This window comes from Massilia solisilvae, from assembly GCF_024753215.1.
Classification (GTDB): Bacteria; Pseudomonadota; Gammaproteobacteria; order Burkholderiales; family Burkholderiaceae_D; genus Telluria; species Telluria solisilvae.
In genome coordinates, this window is the sequence record NZ_JANUGV010000002.1 from 416,607 (window position 1) to 435,019 (window position 18,413).

Annotated in this window: 15 protein-coding genes; 10 read left to right on the top strand and 5 right to left on the bottom strand. The window is 63.6% G+C overall.

The features are described from left to right. The first annotated feature begins 270 nt into the window (after positions 1-270). The 5 genes from NX773_RS10070 to NX773_RS10090 all read left to right on the top strand — a co-directional run bounded on the left by NX773_RS10070 (position 271) and on the right by NX773_RS10090 (position 7,899). On the top strand, positions 271-2,892 hold the full coding sequence (locus NX773_RS10070) for a M1 family metallopeptidase (protein WP_258856200.1): 2,622 nt from the start codon (positions 271-273) through the stop codon (positions 2,890-2,892). 78 nt (positions 2,893-2,970) lie between these two features. Continuing rightward, positions 2,971-5,019 (top strand): M13 family metallopeptidase, encoded by a 2,049-nt coding sequence (locus NX773_RS10075; protein ID WP_258856201.1) that lies wholly within the window; start codon positions 2,971-2,973, stop codon positions 5,017-5,019. A 120-nt stretch (positions 5,020-5,139) separates the two neighbouring features. After that, on the top strand, positions 5,140-5,757 hold the full coding sequence (locus NX773_RS10080) for a class I SAM-dependent methyltransferase (RefSeq protein ID WP_258856202.1): 618 nt from the start codon (positions 5,140-5,142) through the stop codon (positions 5,755-5,757). A gap of 79 nt (positions 5,758-5,836) precedes the next feature. Then, positions 5,837-6,016 (top strand): CsbD family protein, encoded by a 180-nt coding sequence (locus NX773_RS10085; protein ID WP_258822491.1) that lies wholly within the window; start codon positions 5,837-5,839, stop codon positions 6,014-6,016. 263 nt (positions 6,017-6,279) lie between these two features. Then, positions 6,280-7,899 (top strand): methyl-accepting chemotaxis protein, encoded by a 1,620-nt coding sequence (locus tag NX773_RS10090; RefSeq protein ID WP_370662239.1) that lies wholly within the window; start codon positions 6,280-6,282, stop codon positions 7,897-7,899. A gap of 111 nt (positions 7,900-8,010) precedes the next feature. On the opposite strand, the gene NX773_RS10095 is transcribed toward NX773_RS10090, so the two are convergent. The 5 genes from NX773_RS10095 to NX773_RS10115 form a co-directional block, all read right to left on the bottom strand. After that, the gene (locus tag NX773_RS10095; protein WP_258856204.1) at positions 8,011-8,430 is read right to left on the bottom strand and encodes a hypothetical protein; all 420 of its coding nucleotides are present in this window, start codon (positions 8,428-8,430) and stop codon (positions 8,011-8,013) included. A gap of 359 nt (positions 8,431-8,789) precedes the next feature. Beyond that, positions 8,790-9,779 carry a putative phage abortive infection protein gene (locus NX773_RS10100; RefSeq protein ID WP_258856205.1) on the bottom strand — a complete coding sequence of 330 codons (990 nt, stop codon included), beginning with the start codon at positions 9,777-9,779 and terminating at the stop codon, positions 8,790-8,792. Positions 9,780-9,852: 73 nt separating this feature from the next. After that, positions 9,853-12,075, bottom strand: a complete 2,223-nt coding sequence (locus NX773_RS10105) for a S9 family peptidase (protein ID WP_258856206.1) — start codon at positions 12,073-12,075, stop codon at positions 9,853-9,855. A gap of 177 nt (positions 12,076-12,252) precedes the next feature. Further along, positions 12,253-13,650, bottom strand: a complete 1,398-nt coding sequence (locus tag NX773_RS10110) for an MATE family efflux transporter (protein ID WP_258856207.1) — start codon at positions 13,648-13,650, stop codon at positions 12,253-12,255. A 198-nt stretch (positions 13,651-13,848) separates the two neighbouring features. Continuing rightward, positions 13,849-14,739 carry a c-type cytochrome gene (locus NX773_RS10115; RefSeq protein WP_258856208.1) on the bottom strand — a complete coding sequence of 297 codons (891 nt, stop codon included), beginning with the start codon at positions 14,737-14,739 and terminating at the stop codon, positions 13,849-13,851. A gap of 201 nt (positions 14,740-14,940) precedes the next feature. Here NX773_RS10115 and NX773_RS10120 point away from each other — a divergent pair, with 201 nt between their 5' ends. From NX773_RS10120 to NX773_RS10140, 5 genes are all read left to right on the top strand, one after another. Then, complete coding sequence (locus tag NX773_RS10120) at positions 14,941-15,855, top strand: DnaJ C-terminal domain-containing protein (protein ID WP_258856209.1); 915 nt, start codon at positions 14,941-14,943, stop codon at positions 15,853-15,855. Between the two features lie 12 nt (positions 15,856-15,867). Further along, the gene (locus tag NX773_RS10125) at positions 15,868-16,179 is read left to right on the top strand and encodes a chaperone modulator CbpM (protein ID WP_258856210.1); all 312 of its coding nucleotides are present in this window, start codon (positions 15,868-15,870) and stop codon (positions 16,177-16,179) included. 82 nt (positions 16,180-16,261) lie between these two features. Next, a complete protein-coding gene (locus tag NX773_RS10130) occupies positions 16,262-16,858 on the top strand; it encodes a type 1 glutamine amidotransferase domain-containing protein (RefSeq protein WP_258856211.1) in 597 nt (198 codons plus the stop codon). A gap of 195 nt (positions 16,859-17,053) precedes the next feature. Further along, positions 17,054-17,923 carry a F0F1 ATP synthase subunit gamma gene (gene atpG / locus NX773_RS10135; protein ID WP_258856212.1) on the top strand — a complete coding sequence of 290 codons (870 nt, stop codon included), beginning with the start codon at positions 17,054-17,056 and terminating at the stop codon, positions 17,921-17,923. 17 nt (positions 17,924-17,940) lie between these two features. Next, positions 17,941-18,375 carry a F0F1 ATP synthase subunit epsilon gene (locus NX773_RS10140; RefSeq protein WP_258856214.1) on the top strand — a complete coding sequence of 145 codons (435 nt, stop codon included), beginning with the start codon at positions 17,941-17,943 and terminating at the stop codon, positions 18,373-18,375. Positions 18,376-18,413 lie beyond the last annotated feature (38 nt).

Sequence of the window (18,413 nt, forward strand, 5' to 3'; positions counted from 1 at the left end):
GCCCACCTCGACTGCATACGCCGGCCGGATTGCCGGTTCTCTTGGGCATATCGGCAGTCTTTTGGCGAACTTTAGGGTTCCGCGCAAATATTTTTAATTTTTTTTCGCTGCATCCAACGCCCGGCACGGCCATTCCCGAAAAAATGCGTTCCAGCGGCGATTTCTGCATCCTGTCGCATTTGCCATGCGGCCCACCGTCGCTTTCCCTACAGTCGAAGCTGGGAGATCCCGCCGACGGGCGGGTCCAGAACAAGAAAAGAAGGGGAGAGTATGAAGAATCACCTGCTGCATGCCGCAGTTGTTGCCACTTTGACCACGACCGCCGGGTTGGCCCTGGCCGAAGCGCCGTTTTCCTTCGATGCCACGCCGGGCAAGTTGCCCAAGGACGTGCTGCCGGTCCAGTACCTGGCCCACATCGTGCCCGACATCGAGGCCAACACCTTCCGCGGCGACGAAACCGTGGAGATCGAGGTCAGGAAGCAGACCTCGACGCTGATGCTCAACGCCGACAACCTCGACATCGATGCGGCCACGCTCTCCGGCAAGGGCATCTCCATCCTCAAGCTGGTCCCGTCGGTGGACCGCCAGCAGCAGACCGTGACCTTCAACCTGGCCCAACCGCTGCAACCAGGCCGCTACAAGCTGGCGCTGCAGTTCCGCGGCCTGATCAACCGCGAGCCGCGTGGCATGTTCCATATGAATTACAAGGTTGCCGGTGCTGACAAGAAAATGATCGGCACTACGATGGAACCGAGCGACGCGCGCCGCCTGCTGCCCAGCTGGGACGAGCCCTCGTTCCGCGCCAAATTCAAGCTGTCGATCGACGTGCCCGCCACCTTCAGCGCCTACTCCAACACCCCGGTGGACAAGCAGCAGGCGCTACCGGACGGCAAGAAGCGCGTATCCTTTGCCGCGACGCCCAAGATGCCAAGCTACCTGGTGGTGCTGGTCGCCGGCGAGCTCGAACGCGTGGCCGCCAAGCAGGACGGCGTGGAAATCGGCGTCGTCACCACTGCCGGCAAACAGGAAAGCGCCACGCTGCCGCTGGCCGATGCCAAGCAAGTGCTGCACTACTACAACAATTACTTCGGCGTGCCCTACCCGCTGCCCAAGCTCGACCTGATCGCCGTGCCAGGCGGCTTCAACGGGGCGATGGAGAACTGGGGCGGCATCGTGTACAACGAGGCGGCGCTGCTGGTCGATCCCAAGCGCAGCCCGGTGCCGGTGAAGAAGGGCACCTTCATGGTCAACTCGCACGAGATCGCGCACCAGTGGTTCGGCAACCTGGTGACGATGGCGTGGTGGGACAACCTGTGGCTGAACGAAGGCTTTGCGTCCTGGATGTCGACCAAGGCGATGGACCACTTCCACCCGGAATGGCGGCCTTACCTGGATGCGATTGCCGAGCGCGAATACGTGCTTAACCTCGATGCGCGCAAGACCACGCACCCGATCCAGACCCGGATCGACAACGAAGCGCAGGCCGCCAACGCCTTCGACGCGATCACCTACCAGAAGGGCGAAGCCTTCCTGCGCATGCTCGAGGCCTACCTGGGCGAGGACTCGTTCCGCCGCGGCATCCGCAGCTACATGGCCAAGCACCAGTATTCCAACACCACCTCGCAAGACCTGTGGAACGCGCTGGAAGCGGCGTCCGGCAAGCCGGTCGGCAAGCTCGCGTCCGACTGGACGCTGCAGGCCGGATTCCCGTTGGTGAAGGTGGAGCAGGCCTGCGTGGACGGCAAGCGCCGCGTGACGCTGTCGCAGGAAGTGTTCCGCCTCGACGAGCCGGCTACCGACAAGCGCGTCTGGAACGTGCCGGTGCAAGTGGGCACGGTCAACGGCAAGGCCGGGTACACGCTGCTGTCCACCCCAAGCGCCACCGTGACCCAGGCCAACTGCGACGGCGCGCTGGTGGTGGACCCGTACAGCGTGGGTTTCTTCCGCGTCCAGTACGACCCGCAGAGCTTCCAGGCGCTGGCCGCGCAGGCGCCCAAGCTGCCCGACCCCACGCGGCTGAAATTGCTCACCGACACCTGGGCCATGGTGAGCGACGGCCGCATGCAGCTGGACAGCTACCTGAACCTGGTGAGCCAGTACCGCGACGAGCAGCGCCTGGCCGTGTGGGAGTCGATCGCGGGCAACCTGGGCAATCTGTACCAGCTCTCGCGCGGCGAGCCGCAGCAAGCGCTGATCGGCAAGTTCATCATCGGCTTTGCCAAGCCCAAATTCCGCGAACTGGGCTGGGATGAAAAGCAGGGCGAACCCACCGAAGACAAGCGCCTGCGTGCCTTGCTGGCAACCGCACTGGCGCGTGCGGGCGACGAGGAAGCGATCCGCGAAGCCAAGACCCGCTTTGCGCGCTATCTGGAGGACCCATCCTCGGTGAGTCCGTCCATGCTCGACTTTGTGATTGGCACGGCCGGCCGCTACGCCGACGCCGCCACCTACGATGCGCTCACCAGGCGCGCGCTGGAAACCACCAGCGGTGAGGAGCGCAACCGCTTCGGCCGCGCCCTGATGAGCGCGCAAGACCCGGCGCTGGCCGCGCGCACCCTGCAGCTGGCGCTGTCGCCGCAACTGCCGCCGCACCTGGCCAGCGTGATCGTGCCGGGCGTGGCGCGCGAACACCTCGACCTCGCCTGGAAATTTGCCGTTGACCACCGCGACCAGCTGCTGAAGAACCTGGACGCCATGAGCAGCAACCGTGCCTTTGCCGAGGTCGTGAGCGCCTCGAACCGCGCCGCCGATGCGGACATGATGGAAAACTATGTCCGCCAGAACTTTGGCCCCGATGCACTGGTCGAAGCCCAGCGTGTCGGCAATGGCGTGCGCATCCGTGCGGCACAAAAGGCGCGCCTGTTGCCGCAGGCTGGGGCCGCCCTGAAGTGAGTTACCATCCGCGTGGGCAAGATCTCTTGCTTGCGCGGATAATGCATGCAGCAATCGATAAAACCGAGAAGGGACACCATGAACACTCGCTGGACACCGATCAAGACTGCCATCGCCCTGGCCCTGTGCGGCGCCTCGCTCGCCTTTTCGCCCGCGCACGGCGCCGGGCAGGAAGCGGTCAAGCAAGCCGAAACCAAATCCATGACCATGCTGCCGGGCGACGACTTCTTCGCCTGGGCCAATGGCGACTGGCTGGCCAAGACCGAAATTCCGGCCGATAAGAGCGGCTGGGGCGCGATGGGGCAGTTGGCGGAAGAGACCAACCAGCGCATCGCCAAGCTGATCGAAGGGCTGGCCGGGCAGAAGGACCTCAGCCCCGAGGCCCGCAAGGTATCGGACTACTACAGCGCCTACATGAACGAGGGCGCGATCGAAGAGAAGGGCATCGCCCCGCTCAAGCCCTATCTGGCGCGCATCGACGCGATCAAGGACAAGGCCGGCCTCACGCGCGCGCTGGGCGAAAACCTGCGCGCCGACGTGGACCCGCTGAACGCCACCAACTTCTACACCGAAAACCTGTTCGGCCTGTGGGTGTCCCCGGGCCTGCACGACCCGGGGCATAACACCCCGTACCTGTTGCAGGGCGGCCTGGGCATGCCGGACCGCGCCTACTACCTGGACAAGAGCCAGCGCATGGACGATCTGCGCGACAAGTACCAGAAGCACATCGCCGCGATGCTCAAGCTGGCCGGCTACGACAACGTGGACGCCCGCGCCAAGCGCGTGTTCGCGCTGGAATCGGCCATCGCCCAAACGCACGCCACGCGCGAAGTGTCGGCCGACGTGCTCAAGGCCGACAACACCTGGGCCGCCAAGGACTTTGCCACCAAGGCGCCGGGCATGGACTGGAACGCCTTCTTCAAGGCCGCGCGCCTGAACGGCCAGCAGAAGTTCATCGTCTGGCACCCAACCGCCGTCAAGGGCGAAGCCTCGCTGGTGCGCAGCACCGACCTGGCCACCTGGAAGGACTGGCTGGCCTTCCATCAAATCAACCACTTCGCCAGCGTGCTGCCCAAGGCCTTTGCCGATCAGCGCTTCGAGTTCTACGGCAAGGCGCTGACCGGCACGCCGCAACAGTCGGTGCGTTGGAAGCGCGCGCTGTCCGCGACCAACGGCGCCATGGACGAAGCGATCGGCAAGATCTACGTCGAGAAATACTTCCCGGCCGAGAGCAAGACGCGCGTGCAGCAGATGGTGACCAACATCATCGCCGCCTTCGACAAGCGCATCGACAAGTTGGACTGGATGGCGCCGACCACGCGCGCGCAGGCCAAGGAAAAGCTCAAGACCCTGTACGTGGGCGTGGGCTATCCGGATCACTGGAAATCGTATGAGGGCTTGGCCGTGTCGCCCACCGACGCCTTCGCCAACGCCGTGCACGCCGAGGAATTCCAGACCGCGCACGAGATCGCCAAGCTGGGCAAGAAGCCGGACCGCACCGAATGGGCGATGCCGCCGCAGCTGGTGAACGCGGTCAACCTGCCGCTGCAAAACGCGCTGAACTTCCCGGCCGCGATCCTGCAGCCGCCGTTCTTCGATGCGAATGCATCGGATGCGACCAACTATGGCTCGATCGGTTCCATCATCGGCCACGAGATCAGCCACAGCTTCGACGACCAGGGCGCGCAGTTCGATGCCCAGGGCCGCCTGCGCAACTGGTGGACCCCGCAAGACGAGAAGCACTTCAAGGAAGCGTCGCAAAAGCTGGTGGCGCAGTATTCGGCCTACAAACCGTTCCCGGATCTGGCGGTAAACGGCCAGCAGACGCTGTCGGAAAACCTGGCTGACCTGGCCGGAATTGCCGCGTCGTACGATGCGTACCATGCCGCGATGGGGCCGAAAGCGAACGAGGCGACCGACCGTGACTTCTTCATCGGCTTTGCGCACAGCTGGCGCACCAAGATGCGCGAGGCAGCGGAGCGCCGCGGCATCCTGACCGACGGCCACGCCCCGCCGCAATACCGCACCGCGACCGTGCGCAACCTGGACGCATGGTACAAGGCGTTCGACGTCAAGCCTGGCGAGAAGCTGTACCTGCCGCCAGAGCAGCGCGTGCGCGTCTGGTAAGCGTTGCCCCCAGCACGTCGTCCCGGCAAAAGCCGGGACCCAAACTGAGCGTCAGATATAGCAACCGCTAACTAACCAGCAAACTCAGCATGGGTCCCGACTTGCGTCGGGACGACGGCCATGAACGATCCTCTCGACGACATCACCAACAAAACGCTGGCCCACTACGCGCATAACGCCGACGCCTTCTTCGCCGGCACCATCGACCACGACGTCAGCCAGAACATCGATGCGCTCCTGAACGCCATCGACGCCGAGCCGCCTTTCACGATCCTCGACCTTGGCTGCGGACCCGGCCGCGACCTGAAATCCTTCGCCGCACGCGGCCACCACGCCATTGGCCTGGACGGTTGCGAACAATTCGTCCACATGGCACGCCGCTTCAGCGGCTGCGAAGTCTGGCACCAGCACTTGCTGCACCTGCGGCTGCCCCATGAAACCTTTGACGGGATCTTCGCCAACGCGGTCCTGTTCCACGTTCCCAGTGCCGCGCTGCCCAAGGTGTTGGCCGACCTGCATGCCGCGCTGAAGCCTGGCGGCGTCCTGTTCAGCTCCAATCCTCGTGGACACAACGAAGAAGGCTGGAACGGTCCTCGCTACGGCAGTTACTATGACTACGACACTTGGGAACGCTACCTCACCACCGCCGGCTTCCTTCCGGTGGATCACTATTACCGTCCAACAGGATTACCTCGCGACCAGCAGCCCTGGCTCGCCAGCGTCTGGCGCAAATGCTAGTGTTACCTGGCGTACGGACCGCATGTGTCGTTCGGCGTAGGATAAAGACTCGTTTCAACGACAGAGCGAGGTAATCCAAATGAACGACGACCAAATCAAAGGCAAAGCCAAAGACATCGGCGGCAAAATTCAGGAAGAGGTCGGCAAGGTCACTGGCAGCAGCCAGCAGCAGACCGAAGGCCTGTCGAACCAAGCCGAAGGCAAAGTGCAAGAGAAGTGGGGCGACCTGAAGGACGCCGTGAACAAAGGCAACCGCTGATCCCAGCGAGCTTTTTGCAAACAGCAGCCGCGCACGCAAGCGCGGCTGTTTTTTTTTGCGTTCCGGCTTTTGGCTTTTGTTAAATCTCGGCATAACGCCATAGACCGCAGGGAACAAAAAAGGCGCTATTGACAGTATATCTTCTTCGTAAGTATCCTGAGTAACGAATATTTCCCAACGGAAACTTATAAAATCAAGGGGTGCTGGAAGTGAGATTCGCGGATTTAAAAGTCGGGGTACGCCTGGGTGCAGGCTTCGCGCTGATGATCGTGCTGCTGTTCGTGGTGGCGCTCGTCGGCATCACCCGCCTGCAAGACAGTAATCAAACCACGGCCAAAGTGGTACAGGATCGCTATACAAAGGCGGCGTTGAGCGCGCGCCTGCGCGATTCCGTGAATACCGGGGCCGTGAACCTGCGCACCGCCTTGTTGTTTTCCGACCCGGCCGCCGCGAAGCAGTATCTGGAACAGCTGACGACAACGCGCAAGGGAAGCCAGGAGATTCTCGCCAGGCTGGAGAAACTGAACATCACGCCGACCGGAAAAGCGCTCTACAAGGAGATCAACGATACGCGCGCCAAGTACGCGCCGGCACGCGATCGCACCGCCAGTCTCTATCTGGAAGGGAAGCAGGCGGAGGCCGTGCAATTGCTCACGACCGAGCTTGTGCCGTTGCAGGCGGCCTATTTTGATGCCATCGACAAGATGGTCAAATACCAGGAACAGCAAATGGAACGCGACAGCGCCGATGCCGCGGAAGCCGGCCGCCAGGCGATCATCCTGATGATTGGCCTGGCGCTGGCCGCGGCTGTGGCGGCGACACTCATCGGCTTTGTGGTTGCACGCTCCATTACGACACCGGTCGCAACTGCTGTCGAGGTAGCAGAAGCAGTGGCGCAGGGCGACCTGACCCGGCAAATCCAGGTCAACAGCAAGGACGAAATCGGCCAACTGCTGACCGCACTCAAGCACATGAACGAGAGCCTGGTGCGGATCGTGTCCGAGGTCCGTACCGGTACCGATACCATTGCCACCGCATCTGGCGAGATCGCTGCCGGCAACCAGGACCTGTCCTCGCGCACGGAAGAACAGGCCAGCTCGCTGGAAGAAACGGCGTCGTCGATGGAAGAGCTCACCTCGACCGTCCGGCAGAGCGCGGAGAATGCACACCAGGCCAACCAGCTTGCCGCCGCTGCATCGCAGATTGCCGGCAAGGGCGGCGAGGTGGTGGGCCAGGTCGTCCAGACGATGGCATCGATCAATGAATCTTCGTCCAAGATCCAGGAGATCATTGGCGTGATCGATGGGATCGCGTTCCAGACCAATATTCTCGCGCTCAACGCGGCCGTGGAAGCGGCGCGCGCCGGTGAGCAGGGCCGCGGCTTCGCTGTCGTCGCGTCCGAAGTGCGCAATCTGGCGCAGCGCTCGGCTGCTGCCGCAAAGGAAATCAAGGAGCTGATCAACGATTCCGTGGAACGGGTTGACGACGGTACCAAGCTGGTGGGGCAGGCCGGAGTGACCATGCAGGAAATTGTCCAGAGCGTGCAGCGGGTCACGGACATCATGACCGAAATGACGGCCGCGACCCGCGAGCAGACCGCCGGCATCGAGCAGATCAACCTGGCGATCAGCCAGATGGACCAGGTGACCCAGCAAAACGCGTCGCTCGTCGAGGAAGCGGCTGCGGCGTCGGAGGCCATGCAGGAGCAAGCGGGCAGCCTGGCGCGCGCGGTGAGCGTGTTCCGGCTGAATCAGGCAATGGCCGACCGGTCGGGCGCGGCCGTCGGGCGCCGCACGCCTATCGCACCCTCGGTCTCCGCACCGCCAGCCAAGCGCATCGCCGCGGCAAGGACTTCGAGGGACGAGGAGTGGGCCGAATTGTGACCCCAGGAACTGTCACTGCCAACGGCGGCTTCAGGTCCGCTGCAGCCGGGCTCTGAACGGCAGCTTCCGACTCGAAGCAGCCGTTGAATAGCAAACAGGCTTTTGCATCCTTCAAGTGGCCGGTTTGCGTGATTTCTTCTTCGTGCGTAGCGACTCTGCCGACTTCCACACCGAGCTATTTGGAAACAGTATCCACGTAGACTTCCACGCGTTTCGCCTGACCCCACCCGCAGCATTGACGAAGCCGCACGGGGAGACTTTCTCCCCGTTGTAGATGATCGCGTCACCTTCGACCCGGCAATGGAAATTTCTGCCATTGAAAATGGTCCTCAGCAGCGTTCCGTCCGGCAGAAAAACGTTTTTCCACTGATAGCCCGAGAGTGATGGCATTTGGAACGATTCAGGATTGTGCCTGGACAGCCACTCCCGGATTGCGGCGGCACCGATCTCCCAGATTTCTTGACGAAACCCGGTCCTCACCGAGGCTGACACAAGTTTCTGATAGATCTCCAACGATACGGGAAGAGCCATGGCAGGCTCGGGATGCTCTCTTTGCATACAGGCCTCACTTTCGCACGATATTGATCGAATCGGCCCGATATCAACGCGCGACCGCGCGATTTTCACGCGAAACCGCACGCTCGCGTTCCGAAATCGTCCGAACCGTTCACGCTTTCAAACGATTCGTTCGCTACACATGAGTTAGATTCGCCGGCCGGGTGTATCGTTCAATTTCGGGACTGAATCGTCTGTTTTCGCGCAAAGAGCGTGAGGAATCGCGCGGGAATCATATCGTTTCGCGGCGATCGCGGATCAAATCGTGCAGTATCGCGCATTAACGGAGCTATTCGGAAAAGCCCTATTCGTCCCTGCCTTTCAAATGCGCACCGTTATTTTTTCACCGGCAGGATGGGCAGCTGGGCATCCAGAAGAAATTCGTGCACCTTCGGGTTCGTACCAAACGCCCCGGGTGCCAGCGGTGCGGGGACCCGGTGTTTAGCGGTTTCTCCAGGCGGGACGGCGACGAGGTATTCGCGAAAATAATTCGATTCGGTCGGCAGGTTCTCGTGATACAGCTCCTTCGCCGAGCGATCGTAGCGCAGGGGCAGGTGTTCCAGTATCCTGTAGTCGATGACAAGCTGTTTGAACTCACCCCTGTCCACCATCCCTTGAAGGCAGTTATAGAAGAGCAAGGCAAGTTCGTTTGCCGATAATTGGGCTCGTACGATGGCGGTATAGGTCTGAATGGTCTCCGGGTCGATCGATTCATGCTTCAGCCGGTCCGCCAAACGCAGGATCTGGTAGAGGTTACGGAAATAGTGGCCAAGCACATGGTTGTTCTCGACCTGTAGCCTTTCCCGGTAAATCTCGACGCGCGACACAGTGTTCGTTTCTGCTTTAGCTATCCGGTCAAGTATCACCGCGAATACGGCCCGCCCGCGCGCTATTTCCGGCTCCTCTGGGGGAACGTTGGCAATGCGCAGCATCTCGCGTCGCTCGGCGCTGTCGGGAATGATCTTTGAATCGAATACCAGCTCATCGACGATCTTGTTGTGCAGGTCGAGCAGGTTGAAAAACGTGGTCTCAAACCGCTGCAGCGTGGATGTCGAGATGGTGGCACGCTGCATCACAATGGTGACGGCCAACCCGATCACCGTGAGGAACGCGAGAATCGGATTGAGCACCCCGCCGAAGAAATCGCCGAAGGTGCCCAGCGGCGTAGCCACTCCCCAATGCCCGGCAACGTCAACGACGGTCAAGCCCACGATAAAAACGATAATGCCGATTGCGACATAAAACAGCACGCTGGCAAGACGTTTGGTCGTGGGGTCGAGATTGTCGATCTTGCCGTTTGTGAAGAGCTTGTAGATTGCGTCCATCGAAAAGTCAGATTGCTTTGATGTCGAGAAAACGGCCGCTCGAGGCGGCCGTTCAGGGAAAGGCAATGCCTGGTTACTTTGCCTCGGTGCCCCCAAGGTTCTTCTTGAAGAACGCCTCGATCAGCCCATACACGTGCCGCTGTCCGGCCCGCGACGAAATGCCATGCTTCGCGCCGGGGTAGGTCATCAGGTCGAACTTCACGTTGCGATTGACCAGCGAATCGATCAGGCGCGTGCTGTTGGTGAACAGCACGTTATCGTCGGCCATGCCGTGCACCAGCAGCAGCGGCGACTTGAGCCCGTCCAGGTGCGCGAACACGCCGCTTTGCTGGTACGCCTCGGGCACCGATTTCGGCGTGCCGCCCACGAACTGCTCGGTGTAGTGCGTGTCATACAGCGCCCAGTCCGTCACCGGCGCCACCGACACGCCCATCGCGATCTTGTCCGAGGCCGCCGCCAGCATGCGCAGCGTCATGAAGCCGCCGTAGCTCCAGCCGAACACGCCCACGCGCCTGGGATCGACGTAGCTTTGCTTGCTCAGCCACTCGATGCCGGTCAGCTGGTCCTCGACTTCATGCTTGCCGAGCTGGCCGTAGATCACGTCGGTGAACTGGCGCTCGCGGCGCGACGAGCCGCGGTTGTCCAGCGTGAACACGATGAAGCCCTGCTGCGCCATGTACTGGTTGAACAGCGAGCTTCCCCACTGGCGCGTCACGCGCTGCGAGTGCGGGCCGCCGTACACGAACAGAAACACCGGATAGCGCTTGTTCGGATCGAAACCGGCCGGCTTGATCATCGAGTAGTACATCGTCTGCCCGTCGTGCGCCTTGATGGTGCCGAACTCGGTCGGCAGGTGGCTCGCCACGTACGGCGCGTACGGATGCTTGGCGTTCAGCTCATTGTGCTCCAGCCATTCGACCATGCTGCCGTCCGGCTTGCGGATCGACACTTGCGGCGGCGTGGCCGGGTCCGAGAAGGTGTCGACGAACAGCTTGCCGTTCTGCGCAAAGCTGTCCTCGTGCCAGCCGTCGGCCTTGGTGATGCGCACCGGCTTGTCGGCGTTGCTGCCGTCCAGGTTCAGCGCGTAGGCTTGCTTGTCGATCACGGCGTCGCGGTTCGATGCCACGTACACCTTGCCGGCCTGCTCGTCCACGGCCAGCACGTTGTCCACGCCCCATTCGCCGCGCGAGATCGGGTGCAGCAGCTTGCCGTTCAGGTCGTACAGGTACAGGTGGTTGCGGCCGGTGCGCTCCGAGGCCCAGATGAAGGCCGGGCGGCTTTTCAAAAAGCGCAGGTCGTCATGGATGCTGACCCAGGTCTTCGAGGTTTCGCTCAAGAGCGGACGCTGGGCGAGGGTGGCGGCGTCCACCGCCACCAGGTCCAGGCGCTTCTGGTCGCGCGTCTGGCGCTGGTACACGAGGGTCTTGCTGTCGGCGCTCCAGTCGGCGCGCACCAGGTAGATGTCCTTCTCGGGGCCCAGGTCCACTTTCTTCTGCTCGCCGGTTGCGGGCGAGACGATCATCAGGTCCACCAGCACGTTCGGGTCGCCGGCGGCCGGGTAGCGCTGGTCGATCACGTCGGTGCGGTCGGCGTAGATCTCGAAGCGGCGCGCCACGGGCACCTGGGATTCATCGAAGCGCTTGTAGGCCAGCGCGGAATCGTCCGGCGCCCAGTAGTAGCCGGTGCGCTGGCCCATTTCTTCCTGCGCGACGAATTCGGCCTCGCCGTTGTGGATCGTGCCCTTGCCATCAAGGGTGAGCTGGCGCTCCTTGCCGGTGGACAGGTCGATCACGTACAGGTTCTGGTCGCGCACGTAAGAGACGTAGCGGCCCTTCGGCGAGATCTTTGGATCGGTGACATTGCCCGACGCAACCTTGCGCGCCTGATCCGGGTTGGCCACGTCCACCAGGTACAGGTCGCCCGCGATCGGCACCAGCAGCTGCTTGCCGCTGGGCGCCCAGCTGTAGCTGATGATGCCCGACAGGCTGGCCACGCGTGCGCGTTCGCGGCGTGCGCGTTCTTCCGGCGACAGGTTTTCGTTGGGGACCAGTTTCTTGGAGTCGACCAGGCGGTGCATGGTCTTGTCCTTCATGTTGAATTCCCACAGGTCCATCTGGAACTGGTTGTCCTCGCGGCCGCGCAGGAAGGTCACGCGCTCGCCGTCCGGCGACACGCGCAGGTTGCGCACGCCCGGGCCGGACAGGGACGGGTCGGCGTAGATGCGGTCGAGGGTCAGTTTTTCGGCGGAAGCAGGCAGGGCCGCGATGGCGGCCAGCAGGCAGAGAAGAAGGCGCATTGGCAGTGTCTCTTTAGTTAGTTTTGTGCAACCACGAGACGATACCAGAGAAGAGGTCGCAAAGCTGTAAATATGGATGCTTCTGTAGGGTGGGCAGATTCTCTGCCCACGCGGTCAAGCACAGGGTGCAATGACGCGAACGCCGCTTGAACGCATGGGCGGAAAAGCCCGCCCACCCTACGAATTCGAGGCCGCCTTGTGGGCCGACAGCCGCGCCAGAAACCACGTCAGCAACACCGCCGCGACCGTGAGACCGATCACGAGCGCGATCCAGAAGCCTTTTGCTGCCAGCGGTGCGGCGGGCGCGGCCGGCGCCCACGCCGGGGCCAGTCCCAGCAGGCAGCCCAGCGGCAGCGCGAACACCCAGAACGCGAGCATGTGGATCAGCATCGGCGGCCGGGTGACCTTGTAGCCGCGGATGGCCGAGGCGGCGGCCACCTGGGTCGAGTCCGACAGCTGGAACAGCGCGGCAAACAGCAGCAGGGTGACGGTGGTCGCCTGCACCGCGGGATCGGAGGTGTAGGCGCGTGCGATCTCCCAGCGGAACACCGAAATGAAGGCCGCCGAGAGGAAACCGAACGCAATGCACATGCCCACGCCCACCCAGGCGACGAAGCGGGCGCGCTGCGGATTGCCTTCGCCCATTGCCTGTCCCACGCGGGTGAGGACGCCGATACCAAAGCTGAGCGGCACCATGAACACCAGCGACACGAAGTTGAGCGCAATCTGGTGCGCCGACACCTGCACCACCCCGAAACGCGCCACCAGCAGGCTGATCAGGCCGAAGGCGCTGACCTCGGCAAAATAGGTGATGCCAATCGGAATGCCGAGCTTGAGCATGGCGCCAATTTCTTCCCAGTCCGGCCCGTCCCATTGGGCGAACGGATAGGTCATGCGGTAGGCGGGCGCGGTGCGAATCCACCACAGCATGGCGCCCAGCATCAGCCACATGCCGCTGGCCGTGGACACCGCGCAGCCGATCGCGCCCAGGCGCGGCAGGCCGAAGTGGCCGAACACGAGCAGCCAGTTGAGCACCACGTTGTAGAGCAGGCCAAAGATGGCGATCATCATCACCGGCTTGGTCTGGTTGATGCTGGTGGTGTAGCCATACAGCGCGCGGTAGCAGGCAAAGGCCGGCATGCCCACGCTGATGACGTGCAGGAAGGTGGAGGCGCGGTCGGCGACGTCGCGTTCGAGCCCGATATGGTCGAACAGCAGGGTACACAGATTGGCGAAGGCACAGGCGATCAGGCCGATGAACAGGCCCTTCCACAGGCTCTGGCGCACCGAGTGCGGGATCTTGTCGTAGCGCGCGCCGCCGATTTCGTGTGCGACCACGGTGTTAATCGCCATCATCGTGCCCATGACGGTGACCAGCACGATCGACCAGACCGATGCGCCGAGCGAGACGGCGGCCAGTTCCTTGGCGTTGACGTGGCCGGTCATCGCCACGTCGGCCACGCCCATGCCGACCGTTGCCAGCTGGCCGACCAGCATCGGCCACGACAGCTTCCAGAGCGTGGCGATCTCGGTGCGGACGGGCGTGGCGGGACGGGTGATGGCGGTGTCGTTCATGGGCGGTTCGGTGGGGACGAAAGCCGGGATTTTACTGATTAATTGCTAAGGCTGCGTGACGAGCGTGCATGGCAAGCTGTCGTTCCGGCGAAAGCCGGAACCCATACCCCGGTTGCATGATCGCGCACCCTTGCCAGGGCGCGAGGCGGGACACTCGGCATGGGTCGCGGCTTTTCGCCGGGACGACGGCGACCCCGCCTAGCGCTGGCCCGCGTCGCGCGCCGGCACCGACTTCACGTATGCATACAGCGCGCGCAGCTCCGTTTCGTTCATCTTGCCCAGCGAGCCGAACGGCATCACGGAGCTGATTGCGGTCCCGTCCGGACGGCGCCCGGTGCGCAGCATCGTGATGAACAGTTCCGGCGTGGCATACCGGGTCATCGCGCTACCCTTGCCAGGCGTCAGGTTCGCAGCCGCCGGCCACGTCGGCGCGCCGCCCGGGATCTTGCCGCCGGAAAGTTGCGGGCCGTGGCAGCCAACGCAGGTGTTGGCCACGTAGGCGCCATATTCCACCGTCACGTCGGCCGGAACCGGCTGCGGCGGCTGCTTCAGGTGGTCGATCTTTTCGGCCGCGTCCTCGATCACGCCAAAGCCGTACAGCACTTTCACCGGCATCGGCACGTCGATGCGCGCGCGCTCGCCGGCCATAGCGGGCATTTGCTGAAGGAAAGAGACGAGCGCGGCCATGTCTTCGTCCGTCAGGCGGTTGTAATCCTCGCTCGGCATCATCTGGACGGGATTGCCGTTGGGCTTCACGCCGTGGCGCACCACGCGGACCCAGTCGTCCAGTTTGTAGGCGCGGGTGACGCTGTTCTCGCCGCCGGTGATGTTGGGCGCCACCACATACATGCCGCCGTCACGCACCACGACCTTGCCGGCGCCATTGATGCCGTGGCACTCGGCGCAGCCGCGCGTGTTGTACAGGTAACGGCCTTGCTCGATGCGCGAGGCGTCGACCGGCACCGACAGCGGTGGCAGCGGAAAGGCGACCACGCGCGCCATTTTGCGCTCGCCGATGGCCTTGCCCACCACAGCGGTTACCATGCCCAACAAGGCCAGCCCGACCAGCAGGAAGCTGGTGCGTTTCACCCATTTGCTCATCTTGAAATTTCCCTGTTGGGACAAAATATTGATGACAGAAATTTATCACCTGTTTGCTGTTTGTTGATAGATAAAAGTAGACGACTTATCAGTTTCGGTAGCTGGACTGCAACATCCCGGGCATGAACCGTGCGTAGGGGTGAGGCCGCCCGGCGTTACCATCAAGAGCACCGGATCGGGAGCGCGCGCGTGGAATACAAGGACTATTACAAGATTCTTGGCGTAGAACGAACTGCGTCGGCCGAAGACATCAAGAAGGCGTACCGCAAGCTGGTGCGCAAATACCACCCTGATGTCAGCAAGCACAAGGACGCGGACGAAAAGACCAAGGAAATCAATGAGGCCTATGGTGTGCTGGGCGACGCGGAAAAACGCACCGCGTACGACCAGCTCGGCCAGGGTTTCCAGCAAGGCCAGGAGTTCCGTCCGCCGCCGGACTGGGGCACGCAACACGATTTCTCGGGCGCCAATACCGAGGACATTTTCGCCGACCTGTTTGCCAACCTGGGGCGCAGGGGCAGGGCGGGGCGCGCCGGCGGGCACGCCTTCCAGATGCCGGGCGAGGACATCCACGCCGCCATCACCATCGACCTGGGCGATGCCTACAGCGGCACCACCCGCGCGATCGGCCTGCGCGTGCCCGAGGCCGATGCGCAAGGCCACGTGGTGATGCGCGAGAAAACCCTCAACGTGAACATTCCCAAGGGCGTCACGGCGGGCCAGCAGCTGCGCCTGTCCGGGCAGGGGCATCCGGGCATCGGCGGCGGGCCGCCGGGCAACCTGTACCTGGAAATCCAGTTCAACCCCGATCCGCGCTATCGGATCGAGGGCGCGGACGTGTACCAGAACGTGCCGGTCACGCCGTGGGAGGCTGCGCTTGGCGCCGGCATCGCGGTGCAAACGCCGTCCGGCCCGGTGGAGGTGACGGTGCCGCCCAACTCGCAGCCGGGCCGCAAGCTCAGGCTGAAGGGCCGCGGCATCCCGTCCGCCACGCCGGGCGACCTGTACCTGATCCTGGAAGTCGTGCTGCCGCCGGCAAACACCGAGCGCGCGCGCGAGCTGTACCAGCAAATGGCGCGTGACCTGGCCTTCAACCCGCGCTAAGGAGCAATGACGATGCAACCGAACCAACCGATCAGCGGGGTGCTGCTCGACGAAGTCGCCCTCACCCTGGAAGAGCTGGCGCATGCCGTCGATGTGGAGCCGGAGTGGGTGGTGCGCCACGTGCAGGCGGGCGTGCTGGGCGGCGAGATTTCCGTGCAGGTGACCAGCTGGCGTTTTCGCAGCGGCGACCTGGACCGCGCCCGCCGGCTGCTGCGCATCGAGCGCGATTTCGACGCCAACGAAGAGCTGGCCGCGCTGGTGATCGACCTGGGCGACGAGATCCGCCGGCTGCGTGCGCGCATGCGCGCGCTGGGCGTGGAGTAAGCAGCCCAGCCGTTCCCATGCGCGCGCCGCGGCCGCGTGCCAGCTCCTAGAATTTGTCGCACAGGACAAACGGGAGAATGACATGGAACAGCAACAGGGCAATGGCCAGGAACTGCAGGGCAAGCACGTGGCAATGCTGCTCACCGACGGAGTGGAGCAGGTTGAATACACCGAGCCGCGCAAGTTCCTGGAGCAGCACGGCGCGCAGGTCACGCTGGTGTCGCCAAAGGGCACGGGCAACGAGATCCAGGGTTTCAACCACCTCACGCCCGGCGACAAGTTCAGGGTCGAGATGGACGTGCGCGACGCGCGTCCGTCCGACTTCGACATGCTGGTGCTGCCGGGGGGCGTGGCCAACCCTGACCAGTTGCGCCTGTCCGAAGAGGCGATCAACTTCATCCGCGACTTTGGCGACGAAGACAAGCCGATCGCCGCGATTTGCCACGGGCCGTGGACGCTGATCGACGCCGGCCTGGCACAAGCCAAGCACATGACGAGCTGGCCGACGCTGCGCCAGGACCTGTCCAACGCCGGCGCCGAGTGGACCGACGAGCAGGTGGTGGTGGATGGCAGGCTGATCACCAGCCGCAAGCCGGACGACATCCCGGCCTTCAACGATGCCATGCTCAAGGAGCTGGTGGCGGTGGCCGACAACGCCAACACCGGCGCGCAGGCCTGAGCCGGAGGGTGGGCAGCTGGGCTGCCCGCGCGTCCAGACGGAGCTGGCGTTTCGGACTGCCGGCTGCATCTGAACGCGTGGGCAGGAAACCTGCCCACCCTACGTTCCATGGGACTTTGGTCTCATTGCGTTCTGCCCCGATCGGCCTGACGATGGCTGCAAGCCGCGCGGCACGCGGCGCTGAGGAGGCGCGTCATGGCTGGCTTCAAGGACATCCGGACCAAGATCCGGAGCGTCGAGAACACCCGCAAGATCACCAAGGCGATGGAGATGGTCGCCGCGTCCAAGATGCGCAGGGCGCAGGAGCGGATGCGCTCGGCGCGGCCGTATGCCGACAAGGTGCGCCGCATCGCCGGCCACCTGGCCGAGGCCAACCCCGAGTACCGCCACCCATTCATTATCCGCCGCGACGAGGTGAAGAATGCCGGGCTGGTGGTGGTCACCACCGACAAGGGCCTGTGCGGCGGCATGAACACGAACATCCTGCGCAACCTGGTGGCCAGGATGCGCGAGCTCGATGCGGCGCACGTGGGCGTGTCGACAGTCGCGATCGGTAACAAGGGCCTGGGCTTCCTGAACCGTATCGGGGCGCGCGTGGTGGCGCAGGCCGCCCAGCTGGGCGACACGCCGCACCTGAGCCGCCTGATCGGCCCGATCAAGGTGCTGCTGGACGCCTACTTCGCGGGTGAGATCGACGAGGTGCACATCTTCTACACCCGCTTTGTGAACAGCATGACCCAGGTGCCGGTGGCCGAGCAGCTGGTGCCGCTCACGCCCGAAAAGCTGCGCCCCGAGCTGACCACGCACAGCTGGGAATACATCTACGAGCCCGACCCGCAGACCGTCATCGACGACCTGCTGCAGCGCTATGTGGAGGCGGTGATCTATCGCGCGGTGGCCGAGAACATGGCGTCCGAGCAGTCGGCGCGGCGCATGGCCATGAAGGCCGCGAGCGACAACGCCGGCAACGTGATCGGGGAGCTCAACCTCCTGTACAACAAAAACCGCCAGGCTGCGATCACCAAGGAGATTTCCGAGATCGTGTCCGGCGCGGCGGCGGTCTGAACCTGCGGGAGGGTGCGATGGCAACCGAAGCGAGAACGCTGCACGTCGATGTCGTGTCGGCCGAGGAGGAGATCTTTTCCGGCGACGCCGAGTTCGTGGCGCTGCCCGGCGAGGCCGGCGAACTGGGCATCTACCCGATGCACACGCCGCTCATCACGCGCATCCGGCCCGGCTCGGTGCGCATCAAGCTGGCCGGCAGCGGCGAGGAGGAGCTGGTGTTCGTTGCCGGCGGCATCCTGGACGTGCAGCCGACGGCGGTGACGGTGCTGGCCGAGACCGCGATCCGCGGGCGCGACCTGGACGAGGCCAAGGCGAACGAAGCGCGCAAGCAGGCCGAGGAGACGCTGGCCAATCGCACCGCAACGGTGGACTACGCCAAGGCGCAGGCCGAGCTGGCCGAGGCTATCGCGCAGCTGGCGGCGATTTCGCGGCTGCGCGAGCGGCGCCGCTGAGCCATGCGGTGACGACCGGCGGTGGCAGCGGTCCAAGC

Bases quoted from the DNA above. Each gene is read 5' to 3' on its own strand.
- NX773_RS10070 (WP_258856200.1), top strand. From the start codon at position 271: ATGAAGAATCACCTGCTGCATGCCGCAGTTGTTGCCACTTTGACCACG.
- NX773_RS10140 (WP_258856214.1), top strand. From the start codon at position 17,941: ATGGCAACCGAAGCGAGAACGCTGCACGTCGATGTCGTGTCGGCCGAG.
- NX773_RS10080 (WP_258856202.1), top strand. From the start codon at position 5,140: ATGAACGATCCTCTCGACGACATCACCAACAAAACGCTGGCCCACTAC.
- NX773_RS10105 (WP_258856206.1), bottom strand. From the start codon at position 12,075: ATGCGCCTTCTTCTCTGCCTGCTGGCCGCCATCGCGGCCCTGCCTGCT.
- NX773_RS10095 (WP_258856204.1), bottom strand. From the start codon at position 8,430: ATGGCTCTTCCCGTATCGTTGGAGATCTATCAGAAACTTGTGTCAGCC.
- atpG (WP_258856212.1), top strand. From the start codon at position 17,054: ATGGCTGGCTTCAAGGACATCCGGACCAAGATCCGGAGCGTCGAGAAC.
- NX773_RS10075 (WP_258856201.1), top strand. From the start codon at position 2,971: ATGAACACTCGCTGGACACCGATCAAGACTGCCATCGCCCTGGCCCTG.
- NX773_RS10100 (WP_258856205.1), bottom strand. From the start codon at position 9,779: ATGGACGCAATCTACAAGCTCTTCACAAACGGCAAGATCGACAATCTC.
- NX773_RS10130 (WP_258856211.1), top strand. From the start codon at position 16,262: ATGGAACAGCAACAGGGCAATGGCCAGGAACTGCAGGGCAAGCACGTG.
- NX773_RS10125 (WP_258856210.1), top strand. From the start codon at position 15,868: ATGCAACCGAACCAACCGATCAGCGGGGTGCTGCTCGACGAAGTCGCC.
- NX773_RS10090 (WP_370662239.1), top strand. From the start codon at position 6,280: ATGATCGTGCTGCTGTTCGTGGTGGCGCTCGTCGGCATCACCCGCCTG.
- NX773_RS10110 (WP_258856207.1), bottom strand. From the start codon at position 13,650: ATGAACGACACCGCCATCACCCGTCCCGCCACGCCCGTCCGCACCGAG.
- NX773_RS10085 (WP_258822491.1), top strand. From the start codon at position 5,837: ATGAACGACGACCAAATCAAAGGCAAAGCCAAAGACATCGGCGGCAAA.